The organism is Candidatus Zixiibacteriota bacterium, assembly GCA_040752815.1.
In the GTDB taxonomy this organism is placed as follows: domain Bacteria; phylum Zixibacteria; class MSB-5A5; order GN15; family FEB-12; genus JAGGTI01.
This window is the reverse complement of record JBFMGC010000002.1, coordinates 72,864-96,973: the sequence shown is the minus strand read 5'-3', so window position 1 is coordinate 96,973 and position 24,110 is coordinate 72,864. Positions and strand designations below refer to the sequence as shown.

General features: G+C 57.9%; 23 protein-coding genes. 18 read left to right on the top strand and 5 right to left on the bottom strand.

All coding sequences use genetic code 11. The annotated features are described in order from the left end of the window. The first annotated feature begins 68 nt into the window (after positions 1-68). The 5 genes from AB1772_01190 to ccsA all read left to right on the top strand — a co-directional run bounded on the left by AB1772_01190 (position 69) and on the right by ccsA (position 7,118). Positions 69-812 carry an amino acid racemase gene (locus tag AB1772_01190; GenBank protein ID MEW5794950.1) on the top strand — a complete coding sequence of 248 codons (744 nt, stop codon included), beginning with the start codon at positions 69-71 and terminating at the stop codon, positions 810-812. A 32-nt stretch (positions 813-844) separates the two neighbouring features. Next, positions 845-2,785 carry a methylaspartate mutase subunit E gene (locus AB1772_01185; GenBank protein ID MEW5794949.1) on the top strand — a complete coding sequence of 647 codons (1,941 nt, stop codon included), beginning with the start codon at positions 845-847 and terminating at the stop codon, positions 2,783-2,785. 253 nt (positions 2,786-3,038) lie between these two features. After that, entirely contained in the window at positions 3,039-3,731 is a 693-nt protein-coding gene (locus tag AB1772_01180; GenBank protein ID MEW5794948.1) for a hypothetical protein, read from the top strand. Positions 3,732-4,067: 336 nt separating this feature from the next. Further along, on the top strand, positions 4,068-4,595 hold the full coding sequence (locus AB1772_01175) for an HNH endonuclease (GenBank protein ID MEW5794947.1): 528 nt from the start codon (positions 4,068-4,070) through the stop codon (positions 4,593-4,595). Positions 4,596-4,745: 150 nt separating this feature from the next. After that, complete coding sequence (gene ccsA / locus AB1772_01170; GenBank protein MEW5794946.1) at positions 4,746-7,118, top strand: cytochrome c biogenesis protein CcsA; 2,373 nt, start codon at positions 4,746-4,748, stop codon at positions 7,116-7,118. A 110-nt stretch (positions 7,119-7,228) separates the two neighbouring features. Here ccsA and AB1772_01165 read toward each other — a convergent pair whose 3' ends face one another. The 5 genes from AB1772_01165 to AB1772_01145 all read right to left on the bottom strand — a co-directional run bounded on the left by AB1772_01165 (position 7,229) and on the right by AB1772_01145 (position 11,106). After that, positions 7,229-8,035 (bottom strand): arylamine N-acetyltransferase, encoded by an 807-nt coding sequence (locus AB1772_01165; protein ID MEW5794945.1) that lies wholly within the window; start codon positions 8,033-8,035, stop codon positions 7,229-7,231. Between the two features lie 63 nt (positions 8,036-8,098). Beyond that, positions 8,099-9,067 carry a KpsF/GutQ family sugar-phosphate isomerase gene (locus AB1772_01160; protein ID MEW5794944.1) on the bottom strand — a complete coding sequence of 323 codons (969 nt, stop codon included), beginning with the start codon at positions 9,065-9,067 and terminating at the stop codon, positions 8,099-8,101. Beyond that, a complete protein-coding gene (locus tag AB1772_01155; protein ID MEW5794943.1) occupies positions 9,067-9,597 on the bottom strand; it encodes a hypothetical protein in 531 nt (176 codons plus the stop codon). The genes AB1772_01160 and AB1772_01155 overlap by 1 nt, the downstream gene beginning before the upstream one ends. Positions 9,598-9,604: 7 nt before the next feature. Beyond that, positions 9,605-10,399 (bottom strand): 3-deoxy-8-phosphooctulonate synthase, encoded by a 795-nt coding sequence (gene kdsA / locus AB1772_01150; protein ID MEW5794942.1) that lies wholly within the window; start codon positions 10,397-10,399, stop codon positions 9,605-9,607. Between the two features lie 305 nt (positions 10,400-10,704). Then, positions 10,705-11,106, bottom strand: coding sequence for a DUF4430 domain-containing protein (locus tag AB1772_01145; GenBank protein ID MEW5794941.1), 402 nt, complete (start codon positions 11,104-11,106; stop codon positions 10,705-10,707). A gap of 426 nt (positions 11,107-11,532) precedes the next feature. Between AB1772_01145 and AB1772_01140 the strand changes: the two genes are divergently transcribed. From AB1772_01140 to AB1772_01080, 13 genes are all read left to right on the top strand, one after another. Beyond that, positions 11,533-12,438, top strand: a complete 906-nt coding sequence (locus AB1772_01140) for a hypothetical protein (GenBank protein MEW5794940.1) — start codon at positions 11,533-11,535, stop codon at positions 12,436-12,438. 326 nt (positions 12,439-12,764) lie between these two features. Continuing rightward, the gene (locus AB1772_01135) at positions 12,765-13,967 is read left to right on the top strand and encodes a PDZ domain-containing protein (GenBank protein MEW5794939.1); all 1,203 of its coding nucleotides are present in this window, start codon (positions 12,765-12,767) and stop codon (positions 13,965-13,967) included. 111 nt (positions 13,968-14,078) lie between these two features. Further along, positions 14,079-14,987 (top strand): lysophospholipid acyltransferase family protein, encoded by a 909-nt coding sequence (locus tag AB1772_01130; protein ID MEW5794938.1) that lies wholly within the window; start codon positions 14,079-14,081, stop codon positions 14,985-14,987. Positions 14,988-15,049: 62 nt separating this feature from the next. Then, entirely contained in the window at positions 15,050-15,607 is a 558-nt protein-coding gene (gene lptC / locus AB1772_01125; protein ID MEW5794937.1) for an LPS export ABC transporter periplasmic protein LptC, read from the top strand. Between the two features lie 139 nt (positions 15,608-15,746). Continuing rightward, positions 15,747-16,106 carry a DUF4234 domain-containing protein gene (locus AB1772_01120; GenBank protein MEW5794936.1) on the top strand — a complete coding sequence of 120 codons (360 nt, stop codon included), beginning with the start codon at positions 15,747-15,749 and terminating at the stop codon, positions 16,104-16,106. Positions 16,107-16,261: 155 nt separating this feature from the next. After that, positions 16,262-16,642, top strand: coding sequence for a helix-hairpin-helix domain-containing protein (locus AB1772_01115; protein MEW5794935.1), 381 nt, complete (start codon positions 16,262-16,264; stop codon positions 16,640-16,642). Continuing rightward, entirely contained in the window at positions 16,639-17,496 is an 858-nt protein-coding gene (locus AB1772_01110; GenBank protein ID MEW5794934.1) for a hypothetical protein, read from the top strand. The genes AB1772_01115 and AB1772_01110 overlap by 4 nt, the downstream gene beginning before the upstream one ends. Before the next feature lie 75 nt (positions 17,497-17,571). Beyond that, entirely contained in the window at positions 17,572-18,081 is a 510-nt protein-coding gene (gene coaD, locus AB1772_01105; GenBank protein ID MEW5794933.1) for a pantetheine-phosphate adenylyltransferase, read from the top strand. 55 nt (positions 18,082-18,136) lie between these two features. Next, on the top strand, positions 18,137-19,705 hold the full coding sequence (lysS, locus tag AB1772_01100; protein MEW5794932.1) for a lysine--tRNA ligase: 1,569 nt from the start codon (positions 18,137-18,139) through the stop codon (positions 19,703-19,705). 8 nt (positions 19,706-19,713) lie between these two features. Beyond that, the gene (locus AB1772_01095) at positions 19,714-20,394 is read left to right on the top strand and encodes a hypothetical protein (GenBank protein ID MEW5794931.1); all 681 of its coding nucleotides are present in this window, start codon (positions 19,714-19,716) and stop codon (positions 20,392-20,394) included. A gap of 37 nt (positions 20,395-20,431) precedes the next feature. Next, positions 20,432-20,887, top strand: a complete 456-nt coding sequence (locus AB1772_01090) for a CoA-binding protein (GenBank protein ID MEW5794930.1) — start codon at positions 20,432-20,434, stop codon at positions 20,885-20,887. A gap of 66 nt (positions 20,888-20,953) precedes the next feature. Further along, the gene (locus AB1772_01085; protein MEW5794929.1) at positions 20,954-22,210 is read left to right on the top strand and encodes a GNAT family N-acetyltransferase; all 1,257 of its coding nucleotides are present in this window, start codon (positions 20,954-20,956) and stop codon (positions 22,208-22,210) included. 206 nt (positions 22,211-22,416) lie between these two features. Continuing rightward, complete coding sequence (locus AB1772_01080; protein MEW5794928.1) at positions 22,417-24,075, top strand: methyl-accepting chemotaxis protein; 1,659 nt, start codon at positions 22,417-22,419, stop codon at positions 24,073-24,075. Positions 24,076-24,110 lie beyond the last annotated feature (35 nt).

The following is a 24,110-nucleotide window of genomic DNA, read 5'->3' as shown; positions in this document are numbered from 1 at the left end:
ACGGTTGACCGATAAGTAGTTCAGAAACAGCAAGAACCGGTTTACATTTACTTAGAGCGGGTATCATCTTGGTCAAGCAAAATCGTCCCCGGCTGGGCATTATCGGCGGCATGGGTTCAGTGGCGGCGGCCTACTTTTTCAAGCGTCTGATCGAGCTGACCCCGGCCAAGACTGATCAGGAATATGTCGAGACGTTTGTCCACAACAACACGCAAATCCCGGACCGCACCGCCGGCATTCTCTACGGCCAGCCGAGCCCGCTGCCTGAGCTTCGGCGTTCGGTTGAAATCCTCAACCGGATGGGCGCCGACTACATCGTCCTGGCCTGCATGACGTCGCACTACTTCATTCCCCAACTGCAGGAGCACTCGCAAGCGACTATTCTCGACGGCATCGCCCACACCGCTGAGCGCTGCCGCGATCTGGGTCTGAAAAGAGTCGGCGTGATCGCATCGACAGGAGCAATCAAGCTCGGCCTGTTTCAAAAGCAACTTCTCCAGCGCGATATCGAGGCGCTGGTGCTACGCGATAAGGACCAGGAATTCTACTTCACCGAACCGATTTATGCCCCCTGGGGAATCAAAGCCGGTAATGTTACCGGCCAGCCCAAAGAGCGGCTGCGCCAGGGCGCACAGATTCTGATTGAGTCCGGCGCCGAGGCGATTGTTGCCGGGTGCTCCGAACTCCCTCTGGTATTCAAGCCAGAAGAATTCCCGGTACCGCTGGTGGATACAATTGACATCCTGCTTGAAACCGCGATTCGGAAATGCCTCCAGCCCGACGCGCCAAGCCGTCTGACCCCGGGCCGGTAAAGCGGATTCCTCGATTACACGACATACCTATCATGAAAGAAGCATATCGCGTTCTCATTGGCAGTGTCGGCGACGATATCCACGCGGTCGGCATGGCCCTCCTGACTCTCGCTTTTCGCGAGGCCGGTTTTGTCGCCCGCAATCTCGGCATTTTGAATCAGCTCGACGACTTTTTTCATCAGGCGCCTGGATACGACATTATCATGATCTCCTGCAACAACGGCCACGCTGATCTCTATCTCCACGGTTTCGCGCGCAAGCTCGCGGCGTACAAACTGGCCGACTCTACACCTCGGCTGTGGTATCTGGGCGGCAATTTGTCCGTAAGCGACGATGCCGAGATCACCAAAAAGAAGTATCTCCAAATGGGTTTCGATTTTGTCGCTCCCAAGCCGGTGACGCTTGAAGTCATCATGGAGAATCTAACCGCCGACCTTCATCGCCGGGGCATGAAGCAGCAGCCGGTAGCGGATCGTGTCGCGGACGACTTTCCCATACTGGCCAATCTCGAAACTGTCAGCGATGACCCGATGTCCGACGAGGTCTTTGCTGCCACCCGTACCGAAGTGCTGGAGTCATGGAAAACCGGCAGCGCCGTGCTGACGACCGATGTCAGGAAGAACCACACCGTTCCTTCCAAAAACCTGCACAACGTGATCGTAGACCGAATGCAAAACGACGGCGGTCCTCTACTGCAGCCTCGCACCGGTGTGGCCCATGTCAGCGACCAGATCGACCTTCTCCGGTACCTGCGGGGGTTCGGGCTCGATGTTTCGTCGATTCAGCTCGACGCCGCCAGCCGCAAGAATATGTACGCCCAGGCGGAGGAGGGAGTCCGCCGAACAGAAAAAGGGAAGCGGTCGTTTCTCAACGGGTACCCGGTGCCGGTGCACGGCGTGCCGGGAGTGGAGCAGATCGTGCAAGCAATCGAAACCCCGTTTCAAATCCGCGCGGGCTCGCCTGATCACCGCTTAGTCTATGAGATTGCGCTGGCCGGTGGGGCGACCTCACTCGAGGGCGGGTTTATCTGTTATCTGTTCCCCTACGACAAGAAGCTCTCGCCGGTCGACAACCTGAGGTACTGGAAGTACGTCGACAAGCTGACCGGGTTGTACTTCCGCCAGTACGGGATCGTGATCAACCGGGAGTTTTTCGGACCGCTGACGACCAGCCTTATCGAACCGACCATTCCAATCTGTGTGAACATAGTCCAGTCAGTGCTCTCCGCCCGAACAGGCGTCCAGTGCCTTAGTGTCGGTCTGGCCGAGCAGGGCAACCGGATTCAGGACATCGCCAGCCTCAGGGTGCTCGAAACCGCCACACAGCAGTATTTGAGCAGGTATGGTTTCCCTCACTGTACCGTCTCGACGGTCTACCATCACTATATGGCAGCCTTCCCTACCGATCCGGCCAAGGCTCGCGAGGTAATTGTTAATTCCTCGACCACGGGAGCACTGGCGAAAGCCTCGCGGTTTATGGTCAAGTCCCCGGTCGAAGCCTACAAGATTCCGTCGAAGGAAGACAACGGCGAGGCCCTGCAGTTGACTCGTAAGGGAGTTCAGCAAGCGGCCCATGTCAAAGTTGATCAGGCCCGGATCGAGGCCGAAATGACCCGCCTCCGTAAACAGGTGGATGCGGTTATGGCGCAGATTGAATCGCTCGGTCGCGGTTCTTTGGCTCGTGGGGCGATTCTCGCATTTCAAACCGGCCTTCTCGATATTCCGTTCTCGCCAAGCACTTACAACCGTAATCAACTACTCACCGCACGCGATTGCGACGGTGCAGTCAGGTTTGTCAATCCTCAGCGGATGCCGTTCGACGAGGCCACACGCGATTTCCACCTTCAGCGCATTCACGAGCGCAAGACCCGCGAGCGTGTGACTAGGGACTCGCAACTGCTTGCCCGCGACCTTACCCGTATCGGCAAGAACGACTTCGCACACTGGCCGCTCGACGGCGGCTACGTGGTTTGATTGGGAACCATTTCCCCGCTTTGTAGGTATTATCCCCGAGAGGTATAAGGGGCATTTTATTGTGTTCTTTGCTTGACAGATCGAGAAGGGTTCGATAGTTTTCGCTTAAGGTTTGCCGATTATCGTACTTACCTTTGCCGACCGGTCATGGCTGGTGATAGGACTCGGCTAATCAGGATCTACTGATCTGCAGGCAGGCAGCCCCAAACAAACATTCTGTCGCGTTGGAGTGGCCCAAGCGCTTTGTGTGGAAATGAGTTATTGCGTTAGGCTATACCATGTTCGAGCGCGCGTTTTCGCTTTCCTGAAAACGCTTCGCCCAATTCTGGCCATTCTGCTTCTGCCCACCTTGGCACTTAGTGAGGACCAGGCGGTCGCCGGTCCCGACGCCACCGGCGGGATCAAGCTCAAGTGGACGGCTCCGGGCGACGACGGCTATGTCGGCAAGGCGACTGGCTACGATATTCGCTTTCAACCGCTTAGCCTGGGCCCACTGAATACCGAGGCCGAATGGCAGGCTGCTACCATGATCGCTGCGGTCCCTATCCCTTCCCCGGCAGGCCAGAAGGACTCGGTGCTGGTCCTGGGTCTTACTCCGGGACTCGGCTACTATTTCGCACTGCGCACGTGTGACGAGGTCGGGAACAAATCTCAACTATCCAACTCCCCGTTGATTGTGGCTACGTCCGTGGTCTGCTGCACGGGAAGAGTGGGCGATGTAAACGGCCTTGACGGCGACGAACCGACTATCGGCGACGCGACCACGCTGATCGATCATCTCTTCGTGAGCAGGAGAGCTCTCTGGTGTCCCGGCGAGGCCGACATGAATCTGTCGGGCGGTTCCAATCCTCAGCAGGGCGCCGACAGCGATATCTCGATCGGCGATATTACCATCCTTATAGACTATCTCTTCCTGACCGGGCGACCTCTGCCGTATTGCATGTAGGCTGACGCCGTGAACCGACGGGAGCGGGGCTCCATCCATCGTTGACGACTCGTATTACGCGATGCGAGAGGGATCGCACCGTCTTGCGATGCGCTTCGGGAGCGTAAAGAGGGAAACGTACTGACGCGAAGCCTCGCGGACTTCTTTGCCGAGCTTCCCACCGGGGGGCGCCGCCCGTCACCAGAATCCTGTTGACTTCCGGCGGTTTTGCGCTACTTTTCACCCCCATAACAGGTGTTTGGCCCCTGTCTGTTGACGGCGATGTCGGGTGGCCGGCCCAGCCAGAACCTATCTCCTCAACCTGGCATTTCCGTTAACTGTTTAAGGGGTAGCAAGATGGCTGGTAGTAACGGCTCGGTAATAAACCGCAATGTTCTGATGCTCAATCAGAACTATGAACCGCTGACGGTCTGTTCGGCGCGACGGGCGATTGTGTTACTATTCCAGGGAAAAGCTGAGATGGTGGAAACCGCCGACGGTCTCAAAGTACACTCAGTCTCGCGCAGTTTCGCGCTGCCGTCGGTGGTCAGGCTGGCCGAGTACCGCCGGGTGCCCTTTCGTTATATCATGCTCACCCGTAAAAACATAATCGTCCGCGACGGCCACCGTTGCCAGTATTGCGGCACCGGACGCGGGGCGATGACTATAGATCATGTCATCCCGCGCAAGCTTCACGGGACCGATACCTGGGAAAACATGGTGTGCGCCTGCATCAAATGCAATAATCTCAAGGGCGACCGCACCCCTGAGCAAGCCGGGCTGCAATTGATCAAGAAACCCACGCGCCCCTCGCATATTACCTTCATTCAGCGCCATCTTAGCGCCAACGATCATCGCTGGCGCCGCTATCTCTTCATGGATTAGCGACTTAACTATACCGCCACCCCCGGAACATCATCTTAGTCCGAGCGTTTCAGTTTGCGTATAACCGTCAAAAGACCTATGATGGGTCGTTTAAGTTGAGTTTGTTTGAAACCGTTGTTGTGACAAGTCGACCGACTTTAGGAGATAGATTTGGGACCCGAAGTACCCGGTCAATTAGCTATATGGCTGGCGCTGTTGATGAATCTTATCAGCGGCGCGGCCTTTTTCCTCGTGGCCCGCGGCCGCGAAGAACTTAGATCGCTCGCCACACGAGCGTATTATGCCTTTCTGGGCTTCACCGTACTGGCTGTCGGCTGTTTGTACTACGCCTTTTTCACTCACAACTATGCGTTCAAGTATGTCGCGGCTTACTCGGAGCGGGCGCAGCAACCGTTCTACGTTCTCTCCGCGTTCTGGGGCGGACAGGAGGGGACGTATCTGCTTTGGCTTCTCCTCTGCGGATTCTGGGGGCTGCTGATTCTGCGGCGGGGCGGCCGCTACACGAACTACGGCATGGCGGTCTACTCGACAGTCAACTTATTCCTGCTGTTCCTGCTGATAAAGCTGTCTCCCTTTGCGCTCATTCCGGGTGGGGTGCCGGCCGACGGCCAGGGGCTCAATCCGCTTTTGCAGGATCCGTGGATGGTGATCCATCCGCCGATCATGTTCACCGGTTTCGCGGCGACCGCGGTGCCGTTTGCGCTGGCGCTGGCGGCCATGATCAGGAACGACTACACCGATTGGACCAAGCGGGCCTTCCCGTGGGTCGCTACGGTTGCCCTGTTTCTCGGCATGGGGAATGTCATGGGTGGCTACTGGGCGTACAAGACGCTCGGCTGGGGCGGATACTGGGCGTGGGATCCGGTGGAGAATACGTCCATGGTGCCGTGGATGATCTCATTAGCACTGATTCACGGACTCATAGTTGAAAAACGGACCGGCGCCTTGCGCAAGAGCAATCTGCTGCTGGCGATATTCCTGTTCATGCTGGTCATCTACGGTACGTTTTTGACCCGCAGCGGGGTGCTTGCCGATTTCTCGGTTCACAGTTTTACCGACCTGGGGATCAATGTCAACCTGATCGGTTTCATGGCGTTCTTTGCCGTGTCTTCGATGGCGGTCTTCTTCTGGCGGGCGCGCAGCATTCAGTCCGCTCCGATCAATTACAACTATTTCGGAAAAGAATTCTCGCTGGTGGCCTCGGTGGCCGTGCTGTTCGTATTCGGCCTGATCGTGCTGTTCTGGTCATCGCTGCCAATACTGTCCGGATGGTTCTCGGATGAACCCCGTGCCGCCGAAATCGTGACCTACAACAGCTTCGCCGTGCCGCTGGCGGTGGTTATGGCGTTTCTGCTCACCCTTGTGCCGCATGTGAAATTCTCCGGATACCGTCTCGAAAACGGGCTTCAAAAGAGCCTTGTAGTAGTCGGGTCCTGTGTGGTGATCGGGTTCGGCTTGTTCTATCTGATTCTTGACGCTACGATGGTGTTTGCGGTCATGTTCAGTCTGGTTGTCGGCGGCATGCTCGTGTATTTGTTCAATCCGGAGTTTCGCAAGCCGCTCATACCCGCCCTGGCACTGTTCATAGCCTCGGTCGTGATTTCGCTGATTGCGGGCGTGCGTGACTACATGACGCTGTTGTTTTACGCGGCGGCTGCGATGGCGGCGGTGTCAAACTTGATTCATCTGGCCGGGTACCTTCCCGACCGGATTCGTTTCGCCGCAGCGCCGCTTACGCACTTTGGATTCGGTGTCATGCTGGTCGGCGTGATGGCCTCGTCGGCATTTGACTCCAACGAGCGGTTGGTTGTCGAGCAGGGGAAAACAGTGGCCTCACAGCATTACGGCGTCTCTGTGGGCTACAACGGGATGAGGGATGCTATTGATCATCCCAAAAACGAGCTTTTGTTGTCGCTCGATGATGGGTCCGGTCCGCGCGAGGTGCGGCCGCAACTGTATTACTCGGCGCGCATGGACGGCATCATGCGCAAGCCGTACATCAACCGCGCGCTGGCGTACGATCTGTATCTCGCCCCGATGCAGGTGGAGGAGGGCAAGTCGGGCGGCGGGCTGGCGTTGCGAAAGGGTGAGACCAAGCTGGAAGGCGACTACACCTTTACGTTTGAGGAATTCGAAATCGGCGGTCATGACGAGATGGGCGCAGCCGGGATGTCTGTTGCCGCAAAGATAATCGTCGCGCATGGCGACAGTGCGCAGACCATCGCTCCCAAGGTGATTCAGGGCAGCGGCGATACGGGCGTGGAGAGCCAACCGGCCGAGATTTCGCTCAACGGCCGGAAGTATCAGGCGTCGATTCGTCAGATCATAGCCGACCAGGGAGTGGTGGTGCTCGATATACCCGGCTTATTGCCGGGGATTTCACCGGAGAAGCTGATTCTCGATATCTCGAAGAAGCCGATGATCACGCTGGTGTGGGTGGGCACCACGCTGATATTGCTGGGGTCGCTGACCTCGTTATACCGCCGCCGCACTGAGCTGGTGGCCGCGGACGACGGCCAGTAGAGTGTGAGCGGAAGATCTCGCCGGGCTGTCGCGAGAGTCAGCGACGATATGGGGGATTCTCGCCCCGTCTTCGATCGCAAACGGCAATTACCGGTTATTCGTTTCGATGATTAACTCCAGGCGTTGCGGAATTCGCCTATTCGGGATAGGGCCGCTGCCGTGATTTCACGCGGTACAGCGAAGTGTTCAGCCACTGCGTTAACAAGGGTGTTGCGGTCGGGGAGTTGCCGGGTGCTCCAGCGGGAGCCGGCAGATTCGAGCACGGTCAAATTGTGAATCGCCAGCGACCGGCCCGGCCAGAATCGCACCAGCAGAAGCGCATTCATAAAAGTGGCCTCGTCGCGATACGAATCAGCGATGACACCCGAGAAATAATCTATAGCCCGGTGCTGAGGCTTGATTGTGTATCCGTGTTTCAACTGACCATCGCGAATAAGATGCATCACTGATCGGCCATCGCCGTCCTGTGGCTTCAGCAAGTACCTGTCGCGGCCGAGCGAAACTTCGTAGTCCTGGGACAGGTCGCGCGGCAGGGGTTCCAGAAACGGAGCGGCATAGCCGGCATCAACAATATACTCCCGACCCTCTACAACGACCAGGTTGACGACGTGTACGTCCGAGTAGTTCATGTCCGCCCCACAGAGCTTCACCTGATATCCAAGATTCCGGAGCAGGAGGTGGAAGTAGTAGTTGTTGGAGTAGCAAGTACCACCAAAGTGACAATGCTCGATTCCGTCGAGGTATTGCTCCAGGCCGGGTAGCGCACGCAGGTTATAGTGTTGCAGGTAATGGAGTTTTGAGATATTCTCGAAAGGAATGCGTGTCAGATGGGCCGCTACCAGCTCGGTTAACGCTTGAAGACTGGGAGATTTCGGAGCGGTTCCGAGGATGCGAAGGAGGCGTTCAAAGTGATCCATAGTTACCGTTGGTGACGGCAGGGTAGTTTCCCCCACCTGATATCCAGCCAATCAGCTCAGAACTCACACCAGCTTCGATTTCAAGATGTCATGCAAATGTATCACGCCCGTCAAGCGGCCATGGTCGTCGACTGTCGGGAGCTGGGTGATCTCTTTCTGCTCCATGAGCGCAAGGGCGGCGTCGAGAATGGCATCCTGACGAATCGTCTTGGGGTTCTTCACAATGACATCCGACGCTCTCAAACCGAATATGGCTTTGTCGCCGACCCTTTCCAGCAGGCGGCGCAGGTCTCCGTCACAGAAAATCCCAGTCACCCTGTGATCTGAATCCGTCGTGACCACACAGCCCAGCCGCTTTTCGCTCATAATCACCATCATCTCGGAAAATGTGGCGTCGGGGCGGACGAGCGGGATCGAGTCACCCGTGTGATGATATTCCAAAACTCGCTTAAGCAGCCTGCGCCCAAGAAACCCGGCCGGGTGCAGCTCGGCGAAATCCTCTTTGGTGAAATGGCGGGCCTTGAGAAGTGCGAGCGCAAGGGCGTCGCCCATAACCAGTGTGGCGGTCGATGATGACGTCGGCACCAGGTTATTCGGACAGGCCTCGCTGGCGACCGAGCAGTCCAGGGCGATGTCGGCCTTCTGGTACAGATCCGATTCGGTATTGCCGCCGAGCACCATGATCGTCACACCGAGTCGCCGAGCCACCGCGATTATCATCTCGAGTTCCTCCTGACGGCCTGACTTGGAGATGATCATCAGGATATCCTCGGCGCGGATCAGGCCAAGGTCGCCGTGGAGGGCATCGGCCGGGTGCAGAAAGAACGACGAGATACCAGTCGAGTTGAAAGTGGCGACAATCTTGCGGCCGATCAGGCCCGATTTGCCCAGCCCGGCGACAATGACTCGTCCCCTGCACTCAAGTATTGCCTCCACCGCCTGCTGGAAGCTCGGTCCCAGGCGATCTGCCATGGCCGCAACCGCTCCCGCCTCGCTGCGGATCACCTCCTGCGCATACCTGATCAGGTCCATCAGATCACCAGCTCTTTCGGATTGACTCCAACAGCCTCAAAGTAGCATTCCAATACTTCGCGCACCGCGCCGTGCCCGCCCTTTCGTTCGGTGACATAGGCTACTTCGTCGAGCAGGCCTTTGGCCGAGTCAGCTACAGCAATCGGCAGCGCCACCCGGCGAGCGAGTTTGATATCGAGAATCTCGTTCCCCATGAATGCCACCTGCTCAAAACCGATGCGCAGGCCAGCCAGGAGCGGGGCGATCATCTCGACTTTATCTTTTCTGGCCTGCAGCACATGTTTTATGCCGAGATCTTTCATGCGGGTATCGGTTGCGGCTGAGTGGCGGCCGGAAACGATCGCTAGTTCGAGACCGTGGCGCATGGCCAGCACCATGTAGAAGCCGTCGGAGATGTTAAACCTCTTCAGCTCGAATCCGTCCGGGCCGAAGTAGATCGAATCGTCAGTTAGCACGCCGTCGACATCAATAGCCAGCAGCCTGATCAATTTCAGACGCTCGACGAATTCGGTACGCGTGAGTTTATTCATAACCAGCCTATTTGAGGGCGTCCCTGATACGCAGTACTGAATCGAGCAACTGCTCCATCCGGTCAATTGGAAGCATGACACCGGCGTCACATAAGGCCTTAGCCGGTTCGGGGTGCGTTTCGACAAAGAGCCCGTCGATTCCCACCGCCATCGCGGCCCGGGCCATCGGAATGACAAACTCCGGCTGCCCCAGCGAGACACCGTCGCCGCCGCCGGGCAACTGCAAGGAGTGGGTGGCGTCGAAAACAACCCGGCAGCCGGTTTTCTTCATGATTACAAGCGAGCGGAAATCGATCACGAGATTGTGGTATCCGAATGTTGAACCGCGCTCGGTAAGCATAATCTTCCCGGAGCCGGCCTTGGCGGCGATTCGGGTCATGTCATCGGGTGCGAGGAACTGGCCCTTCTTGATGTTGATCCAGCGCCCAGTCGCGGCGGCCTGCACGACCAGATCGGTCTGACGGCATAGGAACGCGGGTATCTGGAGGACGTCGGCGACTTCGGCAACTGGACCGATTTCCGGCGTTTCGTGGATGTCGGTCAGCACCGGGATACCGAGTTCAGCCTTGACTTTCTTCAGCACGATCAGACCGGCTTCGAGTCCCGGACCCGCGTAGGTTCCCGCCGCCGACCGGTTGGCTTTCTTGTACGATGACTTGAAGATATAGGGCAGATCGTGCCGGCGGGCGAGATCATTGACACGAGCGGCGACATCAAGACAGAGCTGTTCCGATTCGATCGCGCACGGGCCGGCGATCAGAAAAAACTCGCCCCGTTCAATACGCTCGAGTGTGTTATTCATGGTAGTCGGAAATATATGCCGACCCCGGCAAAACGCCAGCCGGAAATAGACATGAAAACGGCCCGGCGGCTTGCGGCTTCCGGGCCGTGTCAGTGACGACAGGGAGTGCCGCCGCTTACGTCTTCGGCAAGACTAGCAGCCCTTCTTCTTGCTCTTCTTGGGCTTCTTAGTCTCTTTTTTCGGTTTGTCTTTTCCCTTAGCCATAATGACCTCCTTTAAGGTGCTGGCAGAATTAAGAGATACTCCGTTGTACGCGCAACATTAAAGTGAATTCACATATAGATAATACCCGGTCGCAGCCGGGATCATATCCCGACCTTGCGGTAATGCCAGCGTACGCGGTCGTTGGTCCGCGTGAGATACTGGTCGCAGGCAACCCGTGCCATCGTGTCATTGACCGAATAGAGCCAGAAGTATTCGGCGCTGTTTTTGGCGTCGCCGATCGCCACCACGAACGCCCCGCCGGCGGTGACACGGTAATCGACCCGGTGCTTTGCCAAAAGCAGGTCAAGTACTGTGGTTGAGTCGATACCGACCAGATCGATCACGAGACTGTCCTGCGGCGCTGGTTGGGCCGAAGCGGCGGTGTCAGACAGGCGATTCTCGGCCTGCTGACCCCGGCCGCAGCCGGTGATTATGGCGAGGAAAGTCAGGATGGAAATGACCGGAATCAACCTACTGACCGAGTGCATGATCGGCGCTCTCACAACATCCGTAAGTGTCACACTTCGGCAATGAGTAACGTTATACTGTCCCGGAGGCAAGCTCAAAACGTGTCACGGATGAACTGTGTACGGCTAGCCGGCGCACCGGGAGACGCGCCGGCCACAGCTGTCGAGCCGGGTCGCCCGACAGCACAAGACGGCGTCACGTCATCGCCCGACCCCCGACCGGTTCGCGAGCCAGGTCGTGCTCAGGACCCGACGCAACAGTTCACAGCCACGGACTCTTGCAGCTACCGACTCTTGTAGGGAAGAACCCATGGACCGCGCGCGTCAGCACGCGGTCGGCGGTTCTGCCATCCCTGGCTAGTGGATATCCCCGTCCACCAGCTCGCACGCCATACATCGCCGTTGCGAGCATATTTAACAACTCCGTATATTCGGCCGACATAATCTACCCTGGAGGCTGATATGGGCATTGATTTCGGCGCAATCATACAGAAGTCATTTGAGATGGCCTGGCGCTTCAAGACGCTTTGGATCTTCGGGCTGTTTGCGGGCGGAGGCGATGCATTCAATTTCAACTGGACCGAGAAGGTGGACTCGGACGAGCTTGACATGAGTTTTGCCTACGACTGGTTTGACCAGATGGGCCTGCCCACCGACCTGGTCCCGCCGGAATTCGCGGTCCTCAGCGCGCTGCTCCTGTGGGTCGTGGCGCTGGGGCTTCTATTTTTCATCTGCTACTTGATCGCCCAGCCGGCTATTATCGACGCGGTCAACAAGATCACGCGGGGCGGACAGTACAGTTTTGGCACGTCGTTCTCACGCGGCACAGATTTCTTCTGGCGGTTCTTCGGCATAACCATGGTGGAGTTTTTCGCAGCTATCGCGCTGATCGCGGCGATCGTAGTCCTGGCGATTGTACTGACCCCGTTCAGTCTTCTGCTCACTATTCCAGCCGGTCTGGTTGTATTCTTCGGTATATACCACACTTTCAGCCTTGCGGAGGTAGCGATGGTGGCGCGCGACAACGCCATCGCCGACGCCATTGTCGAGGGCTGGAATCTGCTCATGCGGAACAAGGCCAACTGCTTTATCATGAGCCTGATCATGATCGGGCTGGGAATAGGCATTGCTATCGTGGTTGTTATCCTGGCGGCGATCTTCTATCTACCGATTAACCTGCTCGTGCTCGGGGTGACTGAGAATCTCGTGGCGATATTGTTTCTGGCGCTGTTTATCGGTCTGCCGGTGGCGCTGGTAATCGGCGGGTATGTTGGGGCGTTCTTTAACGCCCTGTATGTGCAGTTTTATTTTCGACTGGTCGAGCCGCCGCAGGCGGCGGCGGTGCCCGGGTCAGTTGTGAATACGTAGCACAAGAAGGGCGGATCCGCTTTTTAACCGCCTCTCCAGCATAATGGGTTGCGTCAGTTCTTGCCCCTTTTGCCTTGACCGTTGAGCGAGGCAAAAGGGGTGTGAACTGACGCTCGCAATGCTTATGAAGTTGACGGCGTCAGGTCACCGCCCGACCCTGGCCGCTTCGCGGGCCGGGTCGTGCTCTAGACCTGACCCAACAGATCATACCCACGTGCCGTGGCTGGTGGATGTCCTCGCCCACCAGCCATCCGCCAAATCACCCACGCTAAATCCTTGCGATCGGTCGCCGGGCCGTCTTTATTACAATGGATATGGTCTTCCGAGTGTCCATCCTCCTCGTGATGACCCTCGTGTCGTCGGTAGTCGCACAAGAGGCGGCCAAAGATACCGCCGCTGCGCGACTGCGTCAGGTGCAATATGATCTGCCGGTTCCGGAAGTCCGGTTCAACAACCGGTCGTTCATGTTTCAGTCTGAAATCTACCCCGAATTCTATAAGACCCACTCGGTCTTGCAGGATCTTCGTTGGGTGCGGGAAAACGATTCGGCGCTCGCCTGGTTCTGGGAAGTCAAGGGGGACAGCATCCTGTGGCTCCTGACCCAGTTCTCGGGACTCGATTGGGTGGAGGATCGTTTCGACCTTTACGTTCTGCGATATTACCCGTCGTTCGGCGGCTCCGAGCCGTTCGTAATTCCGGTCGGCGGGATGCGGCGCGGTGAGATGGCAATTGCCGCACCGCAGGGGGCTGTTCAAGAGTTCAACCTTATATACCACCTGGCGCACCGGATGCTCGCCCAGGCGGAGAAGGCGGACGACCCGTTGTATCGCTCGATGGCGGCCCATCCGCTCATGCAGCCGGGCCCATACCGCCGCGACAACCTTGCCATGCTGCTCGCGCTGGTGACATCGCAGACGATCATCGGGCTTGATTCCACATTCGAAGCGTACCAGTCGGAGTTCTGGAGGAGTCAGAGTCTCGGGCGCGAAATATTCGAGAAATACCTGCTCACGCAGTGGGTGCTGGTCTTCGACCATCCGCTGGTTCAGTGGCTGCTCGACGAGTCACCGCTTTCAGCTCTGGTCGAAGCCACGCGGGCGCCTGCGAGCTCCGCCGAGGGATCGATGGGGGACGGCCAGGGGAGTGTCGAGGGTATTCCGATCAAAGGGCAGCTTGGATTCGCCGTAAGTATCGGTGACAATAATCGGCTGACGGTGAACAAAATCGACACCACCCGTCTGGGGTACGCCTGCGGATTACGCGAGGGGGACATTATCCGCGCGGTCGACGGCAAGCGGCCGCGGAATCATCGGCAGTTGGTCGAGTTTCTGCTAGTGGGACTGGACCGCGGAGGTGCCACGTTGTCTTTGCTGCGCAACGAAGTAGATCTAACCTTGGTTGTCCGCCCCGGCAAGTTTGCGTCGGACAAAGAGGACGCTTATCGGCGGTTTCAGAACGTCGAGGACACTTTGATTATCGAATCAACCCCGCCCGACACCGGCCGGACCGTTCCGCCGCCGCGACACTGATCTCCGGCTGTGGCTGCAGTCAGCGACCCTTGCGGTTGCGGCAACGGTCCCCAACGGCTTAGGCCCGGCTGCTTGCCTCTCCCCAACAAGTTGCCTACACTATCTTCAGAAGTGAATGTCCTGAAGTCCACAAAACGCACGGCCGTCTATTTTCTTGTCAGGCTGTTGTCCCGTCTGTTGAATCGCCTGCCGAGACGGAGCGCGATCACCCTCGGCGGATGGCTTGGACTGGCCGCGTGGGGGCTGGCCCCGCGAGATCAACACCGGGCGGTACGACACCTCACACTGGTCTACGGTGGACAATTGACACACCGGCAGAAGCTGCAGATCGGCAGGGATTTCTTTGTCAACAGCGGCAGGAACATGGCCGACGTGCTCCGTTTTAGGAGGCACTTTGGGACCGAGCTCAGAGCTTTGGTGCAGGTCGAGGGGCTGGAGTATTTCGACATCGCCTATCGCCGCGGCAAGGGTGTGATCGGGGTAACCGGGCATATCGGCAACTTTGAACTGCTGGCAGCCTATATCGCGAGCCTCGGCTACGAAGTCGCGGTCATAGGACGCGAGCTGTACGATCCGCGGCTGGATCGCCTCTTGAGCGCCAATCGCGAGGCGGTGGGACTGGTTAATATCGCCACCACCGAGTCGCCCAAGATCATACTCGGATGGCTCAGGCAGGGAAGAGCGCTGGGTGTTTTGATTGACACCGATTCTCACCGGGTGCGCGGCCAGTTTGTCCCCGCGTTCGGGCGGTGGTCGTACACGCCGGTGGGCCAGAGTGTGCTCGGGCTTCGAACCGGGGCGGCGTTCGTACCGATGGCCTGCGTGAGGACCCCCGATAATCGTTACCGGCTCATTATTCAACCGCCGGTTGAAATCAAACCGAGCGGTGACTTCGAGGCCGATGTTTACAACATGACGTTGAAGTGCACGCAGGCGCTCGAAGAGTTTATCCGGGCGTACCCAGACCAGTGGCCGTGGCAGCACAACCGCTGGCGAACCAGGAAGATTCCAGCCGCTTGACTTGCCGCTGATTTGAGCGATCTTATTTGTCGATATACGTATAATAGCCTCAAGGCAGTACTATGGTTAGAATCGACCTCATTACGCTCATTCTGGCAACCTCACTTTGGTGGGGGTGCGGACGGAAAACTGTCTCGCAGGTGGACCAGACCGCCGCCGATTCGACCTTGCGCCCCGACTCCGAAGTCTCGGGGGCCACGATCCTTCTGTACGACCGCGACCTGGTGACGGCGGAAATCCGGTCCCACCTGATGCGACGGTTCGAGGCGGTCGACTCGACTGTCGGCTACGTCCTGGACATAGACTTTTTCGATTCGGCCGGCCACAAGACATCCAATCTGATCGCCGATTCGGGGGTCATTCGTGAGAAGAACGACCGCCTGGAGGTATTCGGGAAGGTGGTCGTCATCACCGAGGATTCAGCCCGCCTTGATACCAAGTTCCTGCGCTGGAACCCCGAAAGGCACAAGATCGAGTCGGACGCCTTTGTCAAGTTCACTCGTCGCTCCGATGTCATGACCGGTTGGGGGATGGAGGCCGATCCTGATCTGGGGCGGCTCAAGATCCTAAGCCAGGTTTCTGGCTCGGTGACCGAGGTTTCTGACTCCACCGGACAGTGAATTCTGCACACATTTGACGCTGGGGAGTGAATACGTCGGCCTTTTTGCGCGTATTGAAGTAGAAGTTTTGATTTCGTATCCGATGTCCCGCTCCGCGTGCGGCGGATGGGATGGCAAGCGTATCGGGCAAGGACAGGTTATGAATTACGCACATTCGTTTATCAAGTATCGCAACATGTGGGGGCAGGTTGGGCTGATGATAATCACTCTCGGCCTGTATGCGGTCTACTGGTTTTACCAGACCGCGGTCGAACTGGCTCGGCTGGCCGACGACCGTCGGGCGGAACCGGGGCTCTGGACGCTCCTGCTGTTTATCCCGTTTGCGGGGCTGTACTCCTATTACAAGTATGGCGAGCTCTACGAAGCGGTCAGCCGCGACCACATGAATCGCTGGATTGTCTGGTTTCTGTGGGTGTTCTTCTGCCCGGCAGTGTGGCTAATTATCCAGTCCGATCTTAATCGCCGCGCCCTCGCCCCACCTGCTGCCCAGCCAGCCTAACTGACGGGACGGCTTGTACTTCTCTGGCAATGTGGGTGGGATGGGTGGCCCCATGCCCCGGACTTCCGATCGATCGCCCGTAGCGCGACCATACTCCGCCTCTTGTGTTCTCGAACCCCTCAGCATATTTTCCGCAAAACCGAGTTGATGACGCGATGGGCAGGCTGGCGGATTTCTTTCAATTCTCGACCGCGCAATTGCGCTTTCTGATCGTACTGTCCGCGACCGCACTGGTGATGACGCTCTACCTGCTGATCCGAAGCCTCGCCAGCCCCACACCCGAGGCCCTGGCCATGCCCGTATTTCTTGGCGACGAGGACACCGAGTACACCGGCGTATTCGTTCTCGATCCCAACACCGCGCCGGTCGATTCTCTCGAACTGCTGCCGGGAATCGGGAGGGTGTTGGCCGATCGCATTGTCGAATATCGCCAGAAACATCGTTTCGTGCGTACGGTTGATCTTACCGAAGTCAAAGGCATCGGACCACGCCTTCTCGAACAGCTGCGCCCTTATATTCGCATCAGTAATCCATGAACCGGCGACGCATCGGTGTAGATTTTCACGCGGATTTTGTCCGTGTTGCAACCACCCACAGCGAATTCGGCAGGACCGTTGTCGAAAAACTGGAGCAACTGGCGCCACCAATTCCGGAGGAATGGGCGCGCGATACCGGCGGCCGCTTCGCGCTCTCCGTTCCCGATTCCCAGACAATGGTCAAGGCTTTGCGAATTGATCCGAGCGGATCGATCCCCCTCGCGGACAGGCTCCGTTTCGAGCTTGCGCAGTCAGTGCTTGAGAGCGAGTCGCTTTTCCACATGGATACTATCGGGACGGTCCTGCCTGACCGGCATCTCGGCATGATTTTCCGTCGCGAACACGTCAAGGAACTGACCCACAAGGTCGGTCTGGCGCCGATCCTGGAGAGTGAAGGTGTATCAGTTCAGTCGCGGGCGATTGCCTTAGGGCGAGGTTACCTGACGTTCTGCATGTGCCAAGACGGCGGCCTGGTAGTATTGGCGGACGTGTCGGCAAAAGCAGCCTCGATCTGCCTCCTTTATGACCGCCAAATCGCCGATGTTACATCACTGCCGATGTTGGACTATAACATGGCAGACGATTCCGGTCGCGCCCGATTCGGCGCGGATCTGAAGACGATTCTGAATTACCGGCAGTCGCTTTTGCGCGAGGCCGGTATCTCGGTGCCACCATCGGCGATATTCGTCGCCGGTGAGATGTCTGAGGAGACTGTCTTAAAAACTCTGCAGCCGCACTTTGCGGTTGACGTATCCGCCCCCCGGTTGATCGAGGGGTATTTTGCCGGACTTGGACAGGCTGACCATAGTGTGCTTTCCGCCTACCTGGTAGCGCTAGGCCTGACTGTCAATTAGCTTGCGAGGGGTGCGTTTTGGCTCTATGTTATCCGGCCCGGCGACCGAGTCGCCGCGCAGGAGCAAGGTGTAACCATGAGTGACCACAGAGACGCCCGCCGCGGCCTTTACCCCGGCACCTTTGATCCGGTTACCAATGGCCATCTGTCGCTTATCGAGCGGGCCTGTCACATATTCGACGAGGTAATCGTGGCGCTGGCGGTAAATGTGGGTAAAGAGCCTCTGTTCACGTTGCCGGAAAGACTCGATCTGATGCGCCAGTCGGTGTCGCCTATGCCGAGCGCAGCACAGATCCGTGTCGTGTCATTCGACGGCCTCTTGGCGGATTTTGTGCGGGAGCAGAAAGCTACCGCGATTATCCGCGGCCTGCGCGCGGTGTCCGATTTCGAGTACGAGTTCCAAATGGCGCTGATGAATCGCAAGCTGGCCCGGGAGGCCGAGACGGTCTTCCTGATGCCCGCGCTGTCATGGGTCTACCTGTCATCATCGATTGTCAAGGATGTGGCCGCCAATCGCGGTGATGTCAGCGGCCTGGTTCCGGACCCGGTGGCCGCGGCCCTGCTGAAGAAATTCCCCCGAAAGTAGCGCACGAGGAAAGGCGCCTGACGAGATGCCTCGGGTCTCGCCAGGCTGGATTGTCATGAGCGAAGAGAAAGAAGAAACGCCACCAGTCGAGGAAATCCAAATTCCGCTGACCGACCTGGTGCGGATTCGGCGCTCCAAAGCGCGCGAGTTGATCGCCGCCGGCATTAACCCGTATCCGTACCGCTATGCCAACCTACGCTACATAAGCGATATTCTTCGCGATTTCGAGAAGTTCACGGCTGAGGCGGCCGTTGTCAGAATTGCCGGGCGAGTCATGCTAAACCGGAAAATGGGTAAGGTGTTTTTCGCCCACGTGCAGGACAGCAGCGACCGGCTCCAGATTTATGTCCGGCGCGATGATGTCGGCGAGGACGCTTTCAAGTTGTTTGACCAGATCGATCTCGGCGATATCATCGGGTGCGAAGGCACACTATTTGTCACCAAGACCGGTGAACGCACCCTGAGAGTGGCCTCGGTTGAAATCTTGACCAAGGCGCTCCATCCGCTGCCCGACAAGCACTCCGGCCTGACTGACAAAGAGACGCGGTATCGCCGCCGTTATGCCGACCTGATAGTCAATCCGGAGGTGCGAGAGAACTTTCGGAAACGGTCACGCATCATCCAGGTCATTCGCGACTTTCTGAACGGCGAGGGATTTCTCGAAGTCGAGACGCCGATCTTGCAGCCGCTTTACGGGGGCGCCAGCGCCCGGCCGTTCAAGACCCATCACTATCGGCTTGATATTCCAATGTACCTGCGTATAGCCGATGAGCTTTATCTGAAGCGTCTTATTGTCGGCGGATATGACAAAGTATGGGAATTCTGCAAGGACTTCCGCAACGAGGGGCTGGACAGGCTGCACAACCCGGAATTCTCGATGATCGAGCTGTACTGGGCGTTCGCCGACTATCGCGACATGGCGGCGTTGTTCGAGAAGCTCCTGCGCCACACGGTGAAGGCTATCAACGGATCGTACAAGCTGTCCTACGGCGGCCGGGAAATCGATTTCGAGCCGGAGTTTAGTTGGGTGACGATGATTGGCGCGATCAAGGACCGCACCGGAGTAGATTTTGCCGATCTCGACTTCGCGGCGGCCAGGGCGGCGGCGAGGAAGCTCGGTGTCGAGGGCGACGAACTGATCAACCGAGGGAAGGTGATCGCGGCGGTTTTCGAGGCGAAGGTGGAGCCGACCCTGATTCAACCGACATTCGTGGCCGATTTCCCGGTGGAGATCTCTCCCCTGGCCAAGAAGCACCGCTCCGATGACCGCCTCACCGAAAGATTCGAGCTGTTTGTCGCGGCGCAGGAGATGGGTAATGCCTTTTCCGAGTTGAACGATCCGATAGACCAGATGCAGCGCTTTTTGCAGCAGGGTAAGGCGCTGGCGGCGGGCGACGAGGAGGCGCAGCCGTTAGACGACGATTTCATCACCGCCCTCGCCTACGGCATGCCGCCGACCGCCGGGCTCGGTTTTGGAATTGATCGGCTGGTCATGCTGCTGACCGATGCGCACTCGATTCGCGATGTCATTTTCTTCCCCCAAATGAAGGATTTGCGCGAGGGTTCGGTGCTGGTATCTCACATCCTGGCGCAGCTTTTGGAAGAAGAACAACTGTCTGATTGAGCCGTTTAGTGGATATGCGGCTTGGTGTCTTGCGTAATACGGATCTTGTCACGGCCTGTGTTTGCGTAGTGCTGGCAATCACCGCCTGCTCAGTGTATCGTTCCCGATATTTCCAGCGCGTCGACAACGAGGAAGTTCGGTTGGATAGTTTTCGCATCTCGCCACGAATCTTTGCCTTCAAAGATGAAAAAGCAGGCTCTGCCCGAGCTGTGAAGGGGACATTTACAGTTACCGTGCGTGTCGAAGACGCCCTTGCGAATCCGGAAGACCAGCTCTGGCAGTCGGGGCAAGCCGTAATCGACAGCCTCGCGGACCGGTTTCTCGATCGGGTCACGGCGGTTTTCGTAGTCGACTCTCTCGTGCTGCATGAAATCCCATCGACTCGAATCGAGTACGATTCCGTGGGGCTTGACGAAGTGGAGATGCACGTTCTGGATGACGGCCCGCCGTTCCATCGGTTGTTGCTGCAGCCGGACCGGAGAAACTACTCGCCCCGCCGGGAGACCTTCCTGACGCTCAAGTTCGGTGAAACGGTCCTGGGCGAGACCACCGCCGCCGTGCGTGCCGTCCTTCATGTCACTCGCCCCGGATCGCCACATCCGGCCGACTCGGCTGTCTTCCTGATGAGTCGGGTAGATTCCGAGGGTAAGGGCCTGATGATGTTCCGCGAGAGTGTGCAGGGGTACTAATCACTTTGAAAAAACCGGTAGTTGGGATAGTCGAACAATGTCCGCCACAGCCTACAAACCCCCAATGAACCTGTTCGATGACATCCGCACCATTGCCGTGGCGGGTGTCTCGCGCCGAAAAAACAAGTTTGGCTCGGTCGCACTTCGAGAACTGACGAAGCGCGGCTATGAAGTCTATCCCGTGCACCCAGCGCTCGACTCGACAGATGGCATCAGATGTTTCCATTCGCTGGCCGATCTCCCCGTGTTGCCGGACATGGTCTTGGTGACGCTCAAACCGGGTGGGGCAGTCGATATAGTGGACCAGGCGGCTACGCTGGGGATTCGCAAGGTCTGGTTCCAGCAGGGGGCGGATTTCAGCGAGGCCATCTCCCGGGCCAGAGACGCCGGAATGGAGATTGTCAGCCGACGCTGCGTCCTTATGTACGCCGGGCCGTTGACCGGCATTCATCGGGTTCATCGCTTTTTCAGCAGGCTGTTGGGGCAGTACTGAACTTTTCGGTGTTGCATTCGTCTGGAAGTGTAATTCGCATCGAGCTCGAATTGGAAGAGGTGTGAGGTGTCAGAAGTCCGTGTTCTCAAAGACGAAGAATTTCCCGAAATGATCCGCATCTGCGCCGAGGCCTACCCTTCTATGGGTATGGTCACCCCGGAGGACAAGCGGCAGTGGGAACAGAAGTTCAGATCCTCTCGGCGCGACCCGACCTGGACACCATACGGCCTTTTCCGCGGCGGCCAACTGGTCGGAGTTTGGCGGAATTTTGATTTTACACTGAACGTACGCGGCAATCTCATCTCCGCCGGCGGGCTTGGCATGGTGGCGGTGCATCTCGCCCACAAAAAGGAACATGTCGCCAGGGAGATTGTCGAGACATTTCTGGCGCATTATTACGAACGCGGCGATGCCATGACCACGCTCTGGCCGTTTCGCATCGACTTCTACCACAAGATGGGTTTCGGTCTCGGGGGGCGGCGATATCAATACCGGGTGCGGCCCGAAAGCCTGCCCAAAGGGCGGGGCAAGGAGCACGTAAGATTTCTCGGTGAAGCGGACATTCCTGCTTTGAACGAGTGCTACAACCGTATAGTCGAAAAGCAGACCGGGATGATTCTTCACAACGAGGGCCGCTGGCACAACCGGTTCGAGTTCTGGGAGAAACTACGCAGCGTCGGTTGCGAGATCGACGGCAGACTGGAAGGTTATCTGATTTACTCCTTCAAGACCCCCGACAATCCGGTCAGCTTCATGGATGCCGAACTTGTCGTCAACGAACTCATCTACCACACCCCAAAGGCGCTATCTGAGCTCCTGGCTTTTCTCCGTTCACAATTGGATCAGGTGTCGTTGATTACGCTCGAAGTGTCCGAGGACGAGTTCTATTTCCTGATGTCGAATCCGACAATTGCCTCCGGCGATAGAATGGCGCCAACGTATCACGAGAGCCATGTCGCCGGCCTCGGTATCATGTACCGGGTCATGGATCTCAAGCGGCTGTTTGATGGGCTGAGGCAGCCGTCATTTGCGGACGATCAGATCACCATAGAGATCGACCTGAGCGATACCTTCCTGCCCCAAAACGATGGTCCTCGGGTGGTGCGTTTCGAGAACGGAGTGGGTAAACTGATTGACCGTTCGGCTGCCGACGTGAAAGTCAGCCTCGATGTGGCGGAGTTTTCGTCGCTGCTGATGGGGGCGGTCGGATTCCGCAATCTGCACACCTACAGCCTGGCCCGGATATCTGATCTGGGGTTTATCGACCGAATCGACAGGTTGTTTGCTTACTCTCAACGGCCGTCCTGCGTGACGGCGTTCTAGGCTCGACACGCCTGCCCCTGACTCTGCCGCTGCTGTTGTTCAACAACTGATCAGAGAGAGGGGTAGAGGTCGATATTTGGTCTTTCCCCGGATCGTGCGGCTAAAGAGACCTGCGGCACTGACGATTTCAAGCAATAACCGTTAACTGACAGACGGCCTGCCCCCAAAAAGCGGCCCGTCTCACCCTGGCGATCCGGAGGACCTGCATGCTTAGTCTGCGCGACCGCTCTATCAGAGCTAAACTAACTCTCTTGGTTTTGCTCGTAACCATGGTGTCTCTCTTCCTTGCATCCGCAGCTTACATCGTAAACGACCGTAAGAGCTATCGCAACGAACTCGTCCAAAACTGCTCGCTGCTTGCAGCGGTCCTGGCCGGTAACTGCGCCAGCGCGGTAGCGTTCGATGATGCCGAATCGGCCAGGGAGGCACTGGCGGCTATCGAGAACGACCGCCATTTGGTCTGGGCGCTGGTTGCGCTCCCCGACGGCCGTGTATTTGCCAGCCATGCCCGCTCCGGTTCCGCCGCGCCTGCCGTTCCGCCGTCGCTTGGCGATGGCCAGCACACGTTCGATGACGACCACTTCGTGGTGGGTCGCTCAGTCAGAGCCGGCAACAAGACTGTCGGCAGTTTGATGATCTGTTCCGATTTGAAGCGCGCCGAAGAGCGGACAGCTTGGTTTCTCTGGACCAGTCTGGCGATCTGCGTGGTCATCTCCCTGGTGGGGCTGGTCATAGCGACCCTTTTCCAGCGGGTCATTTCCGGCCCGATCAAAGAGCTTCAGAGCGCGGCGAGCCGGCTGGCGGTAGGTGATCTGGAACTGAAAGTGGCTTACGGTTCGCAGGATGAAATCGGGCGGCTGGCCAGAGCAATAGTCGACATTCGGGACTATATGAAGACTCTCTCCGGTGCGGCCCGGCGGATTGCCGACAATGACCTGACCGTGGCTATTGAACCGCGTTCCGACCAGGATATCCTGAGCCAGTCGTTCTCGAGCATGGTGGCGAATCTATCGACGATGGTTAACAAGCTGCGCGAGCTCACCACGCGGGTTGTGAGCGCCGCCACCGAGATCGCCGCGTCCGCCGAGCAAATGTCAGCCGGCGCGCAGAGCCAGGCAGACAAAGTTCGCCAAGTGACAGCCGCAGTGCAGGAAATGGCTGCCACCATTACCGAAGCCACTCGCCACGCCACCGATGCCACCGAGGCGTCGCGCAAGGCATCCGAAACCGCTGGTTCGGGCGGTCAGATAGTCGGCCAGACGATCAAGGGGATGGGCGAAATCGCCAACCTGGTCAGCGAATCGTCGGAGTCTATCGGACGCCTGGCTGAATCGGCCGAGCAAATAGACAAGATTGTAAGCGTGATCGAGGATATTGCCGACCAGACCAACCTGCTGGCGCTTAACGCGGCTATCGAGGCCGCCCGCGCCGGCGAGCAGGGGCGGGGATTCGCGGTCGTGGCCGACGAGGTCCGCAAACTGGCCGAACGCACCAGCCGCGCCACCGGCGAAATCAAAGATGTTATCTCTGCCGTGCAACAGAAGACCGGCGATGCGGTCGGGGCGATGGAGACCGGAATCAGAAGTGTTGATAAAGGTCGCGAACTGGCCGACCGAGCAGGCAGTTCCCTTCAGGAGATTGTCACTACGTCTCAAAATGTTATGGCCATGATCGAGCAGATCGCCTCGGGGGCGCTCGAGCAATCGGCTACGGCCGCGGAAATCTCACGCAGTGTCGAGGATATCTCCGTGGTAACTTCGGAGACCGCCAAGGGCGCCGGAGAGATGGCCGAAGCGGCGGAGGATCTCAACCGTCAGGCGGACTCGCTGCGCGAGATGGTGGCGCGATTCAAGACAATCTCGTAGACCGAGCAATCGCTCGTCTGAGGCATGGGCGCGTC

Excerpts from the sequence above, each read along its gene's own strand:
- AB1772_01185 (MEW5794949.1), top strand. The coding sequence starts at position 845 with ATGAAAGAAGCATATCGCGTTCTCATTGGCAGTGTCGGCGACGATATC.
- AB1772_01180 (MEW5794948.1), top strand. The coding sequence starts at position 3,039 with ATGAGTTATTGCGTTAGGCTATACCATGTTCGAGCGCGCGTTTTCGCT.
- AB1772_01175 (MEW5794947.1), top strand. The coding sequence starts at position 4,068 with ATGGCTGGTAGTAACGGCTCGGTAATAAACCGCAATGTTCTGATGCTC.
- AB1772_01165 (MEW5794945.1), bottom strand. The coding sequence starts at position 8,035 with ATGGATCACTTTGAACGCCTCCTTCGCATCCTCGGAACCGCTCCGAAA.
- AB1772_01160 (MEW5794944.1), bottom strand. The coding sequence starts at position 9,067 with ATGGACCTGATCAGGTATGCGCAGGAGGTGATCCGCAGCGAGGCGGGA.
- AB1772_01155 (MEW5794943.1), bottom strand. The coding sequence starts at position 9,597 with ATGAATAAACTCACGCGTACCGAATTCGTCGAGCGTCTGAAATTGATC.
- kdsA (MEW5794942.1), bottom strand. The coding sequence starts at position 10,399 with ATGAATAACACACTCGAGCGTATTGAACGGGGCGAGTTTTTTCTGATC.
- AB1772_01140 (MEW5794940.1), top strand. The coding sequence starts at position 11,533 with ATGGGCATTGATTTCGGCGCAATCATACAGAAGTCATTTGAGATGGCC.
- lptC (MEW5794937.1), top strand. The coding sequence starts at position 15,050 with ATGGTTAGAATCGACCTCATTACGCTCATTCTGGCAACCTCACTTTGG.
- AB1772_01120 (MEW5794936.1), top strand. The coding sequence starts at position 15,747 with ATGAATTACGCACATTCGTTTATCAAGTATCGCAACATGTGGGGGCAG.
- AB1772_01115 (MEW5794935.1), top strand. The coding sequence starts at position 16,262 with ATGGGCAGGCTGGCGGATTTCTTTCAATTCTCGACCGCGCAATTGCGC.
- AB1772_01110 (MEW5794934.1), top strand. The coding sequence starts at position 16,639 with ATGAACCGGCGACGCATCGGTGTAGATTTTCACGCGGATTTTGTCCGT.
- coaD (MEW5794933.1), top strand. The coding sequence starts at position 17,572 with ATGAGTGACCACAGAGACGCCCGCCGCGGCCTTTACCCCGGCACCTTT.
- lysS (MEW5794932.1), top strand. The coding sequence starts at position 18,137 with ATGAGCGAAGAGAAAGAAGAAACGCCACCAGTCGAGGAAATCCAAATT.
- AB1772_01090 (MEW5794930.1), top strand. The coding sequence starts at position 20,432 with ATGTCCGCCACAGCCTACAAACCCCCAATGAACCTGTTCGATGACATC.
- AB1772_01080 (MEW5794928.1), top strand. The coding sequence starts at position 22,417 with ATGCTTAGTCTGCGCGACCGCTCTATCAGAGCTAAACTAACTCTCTTG.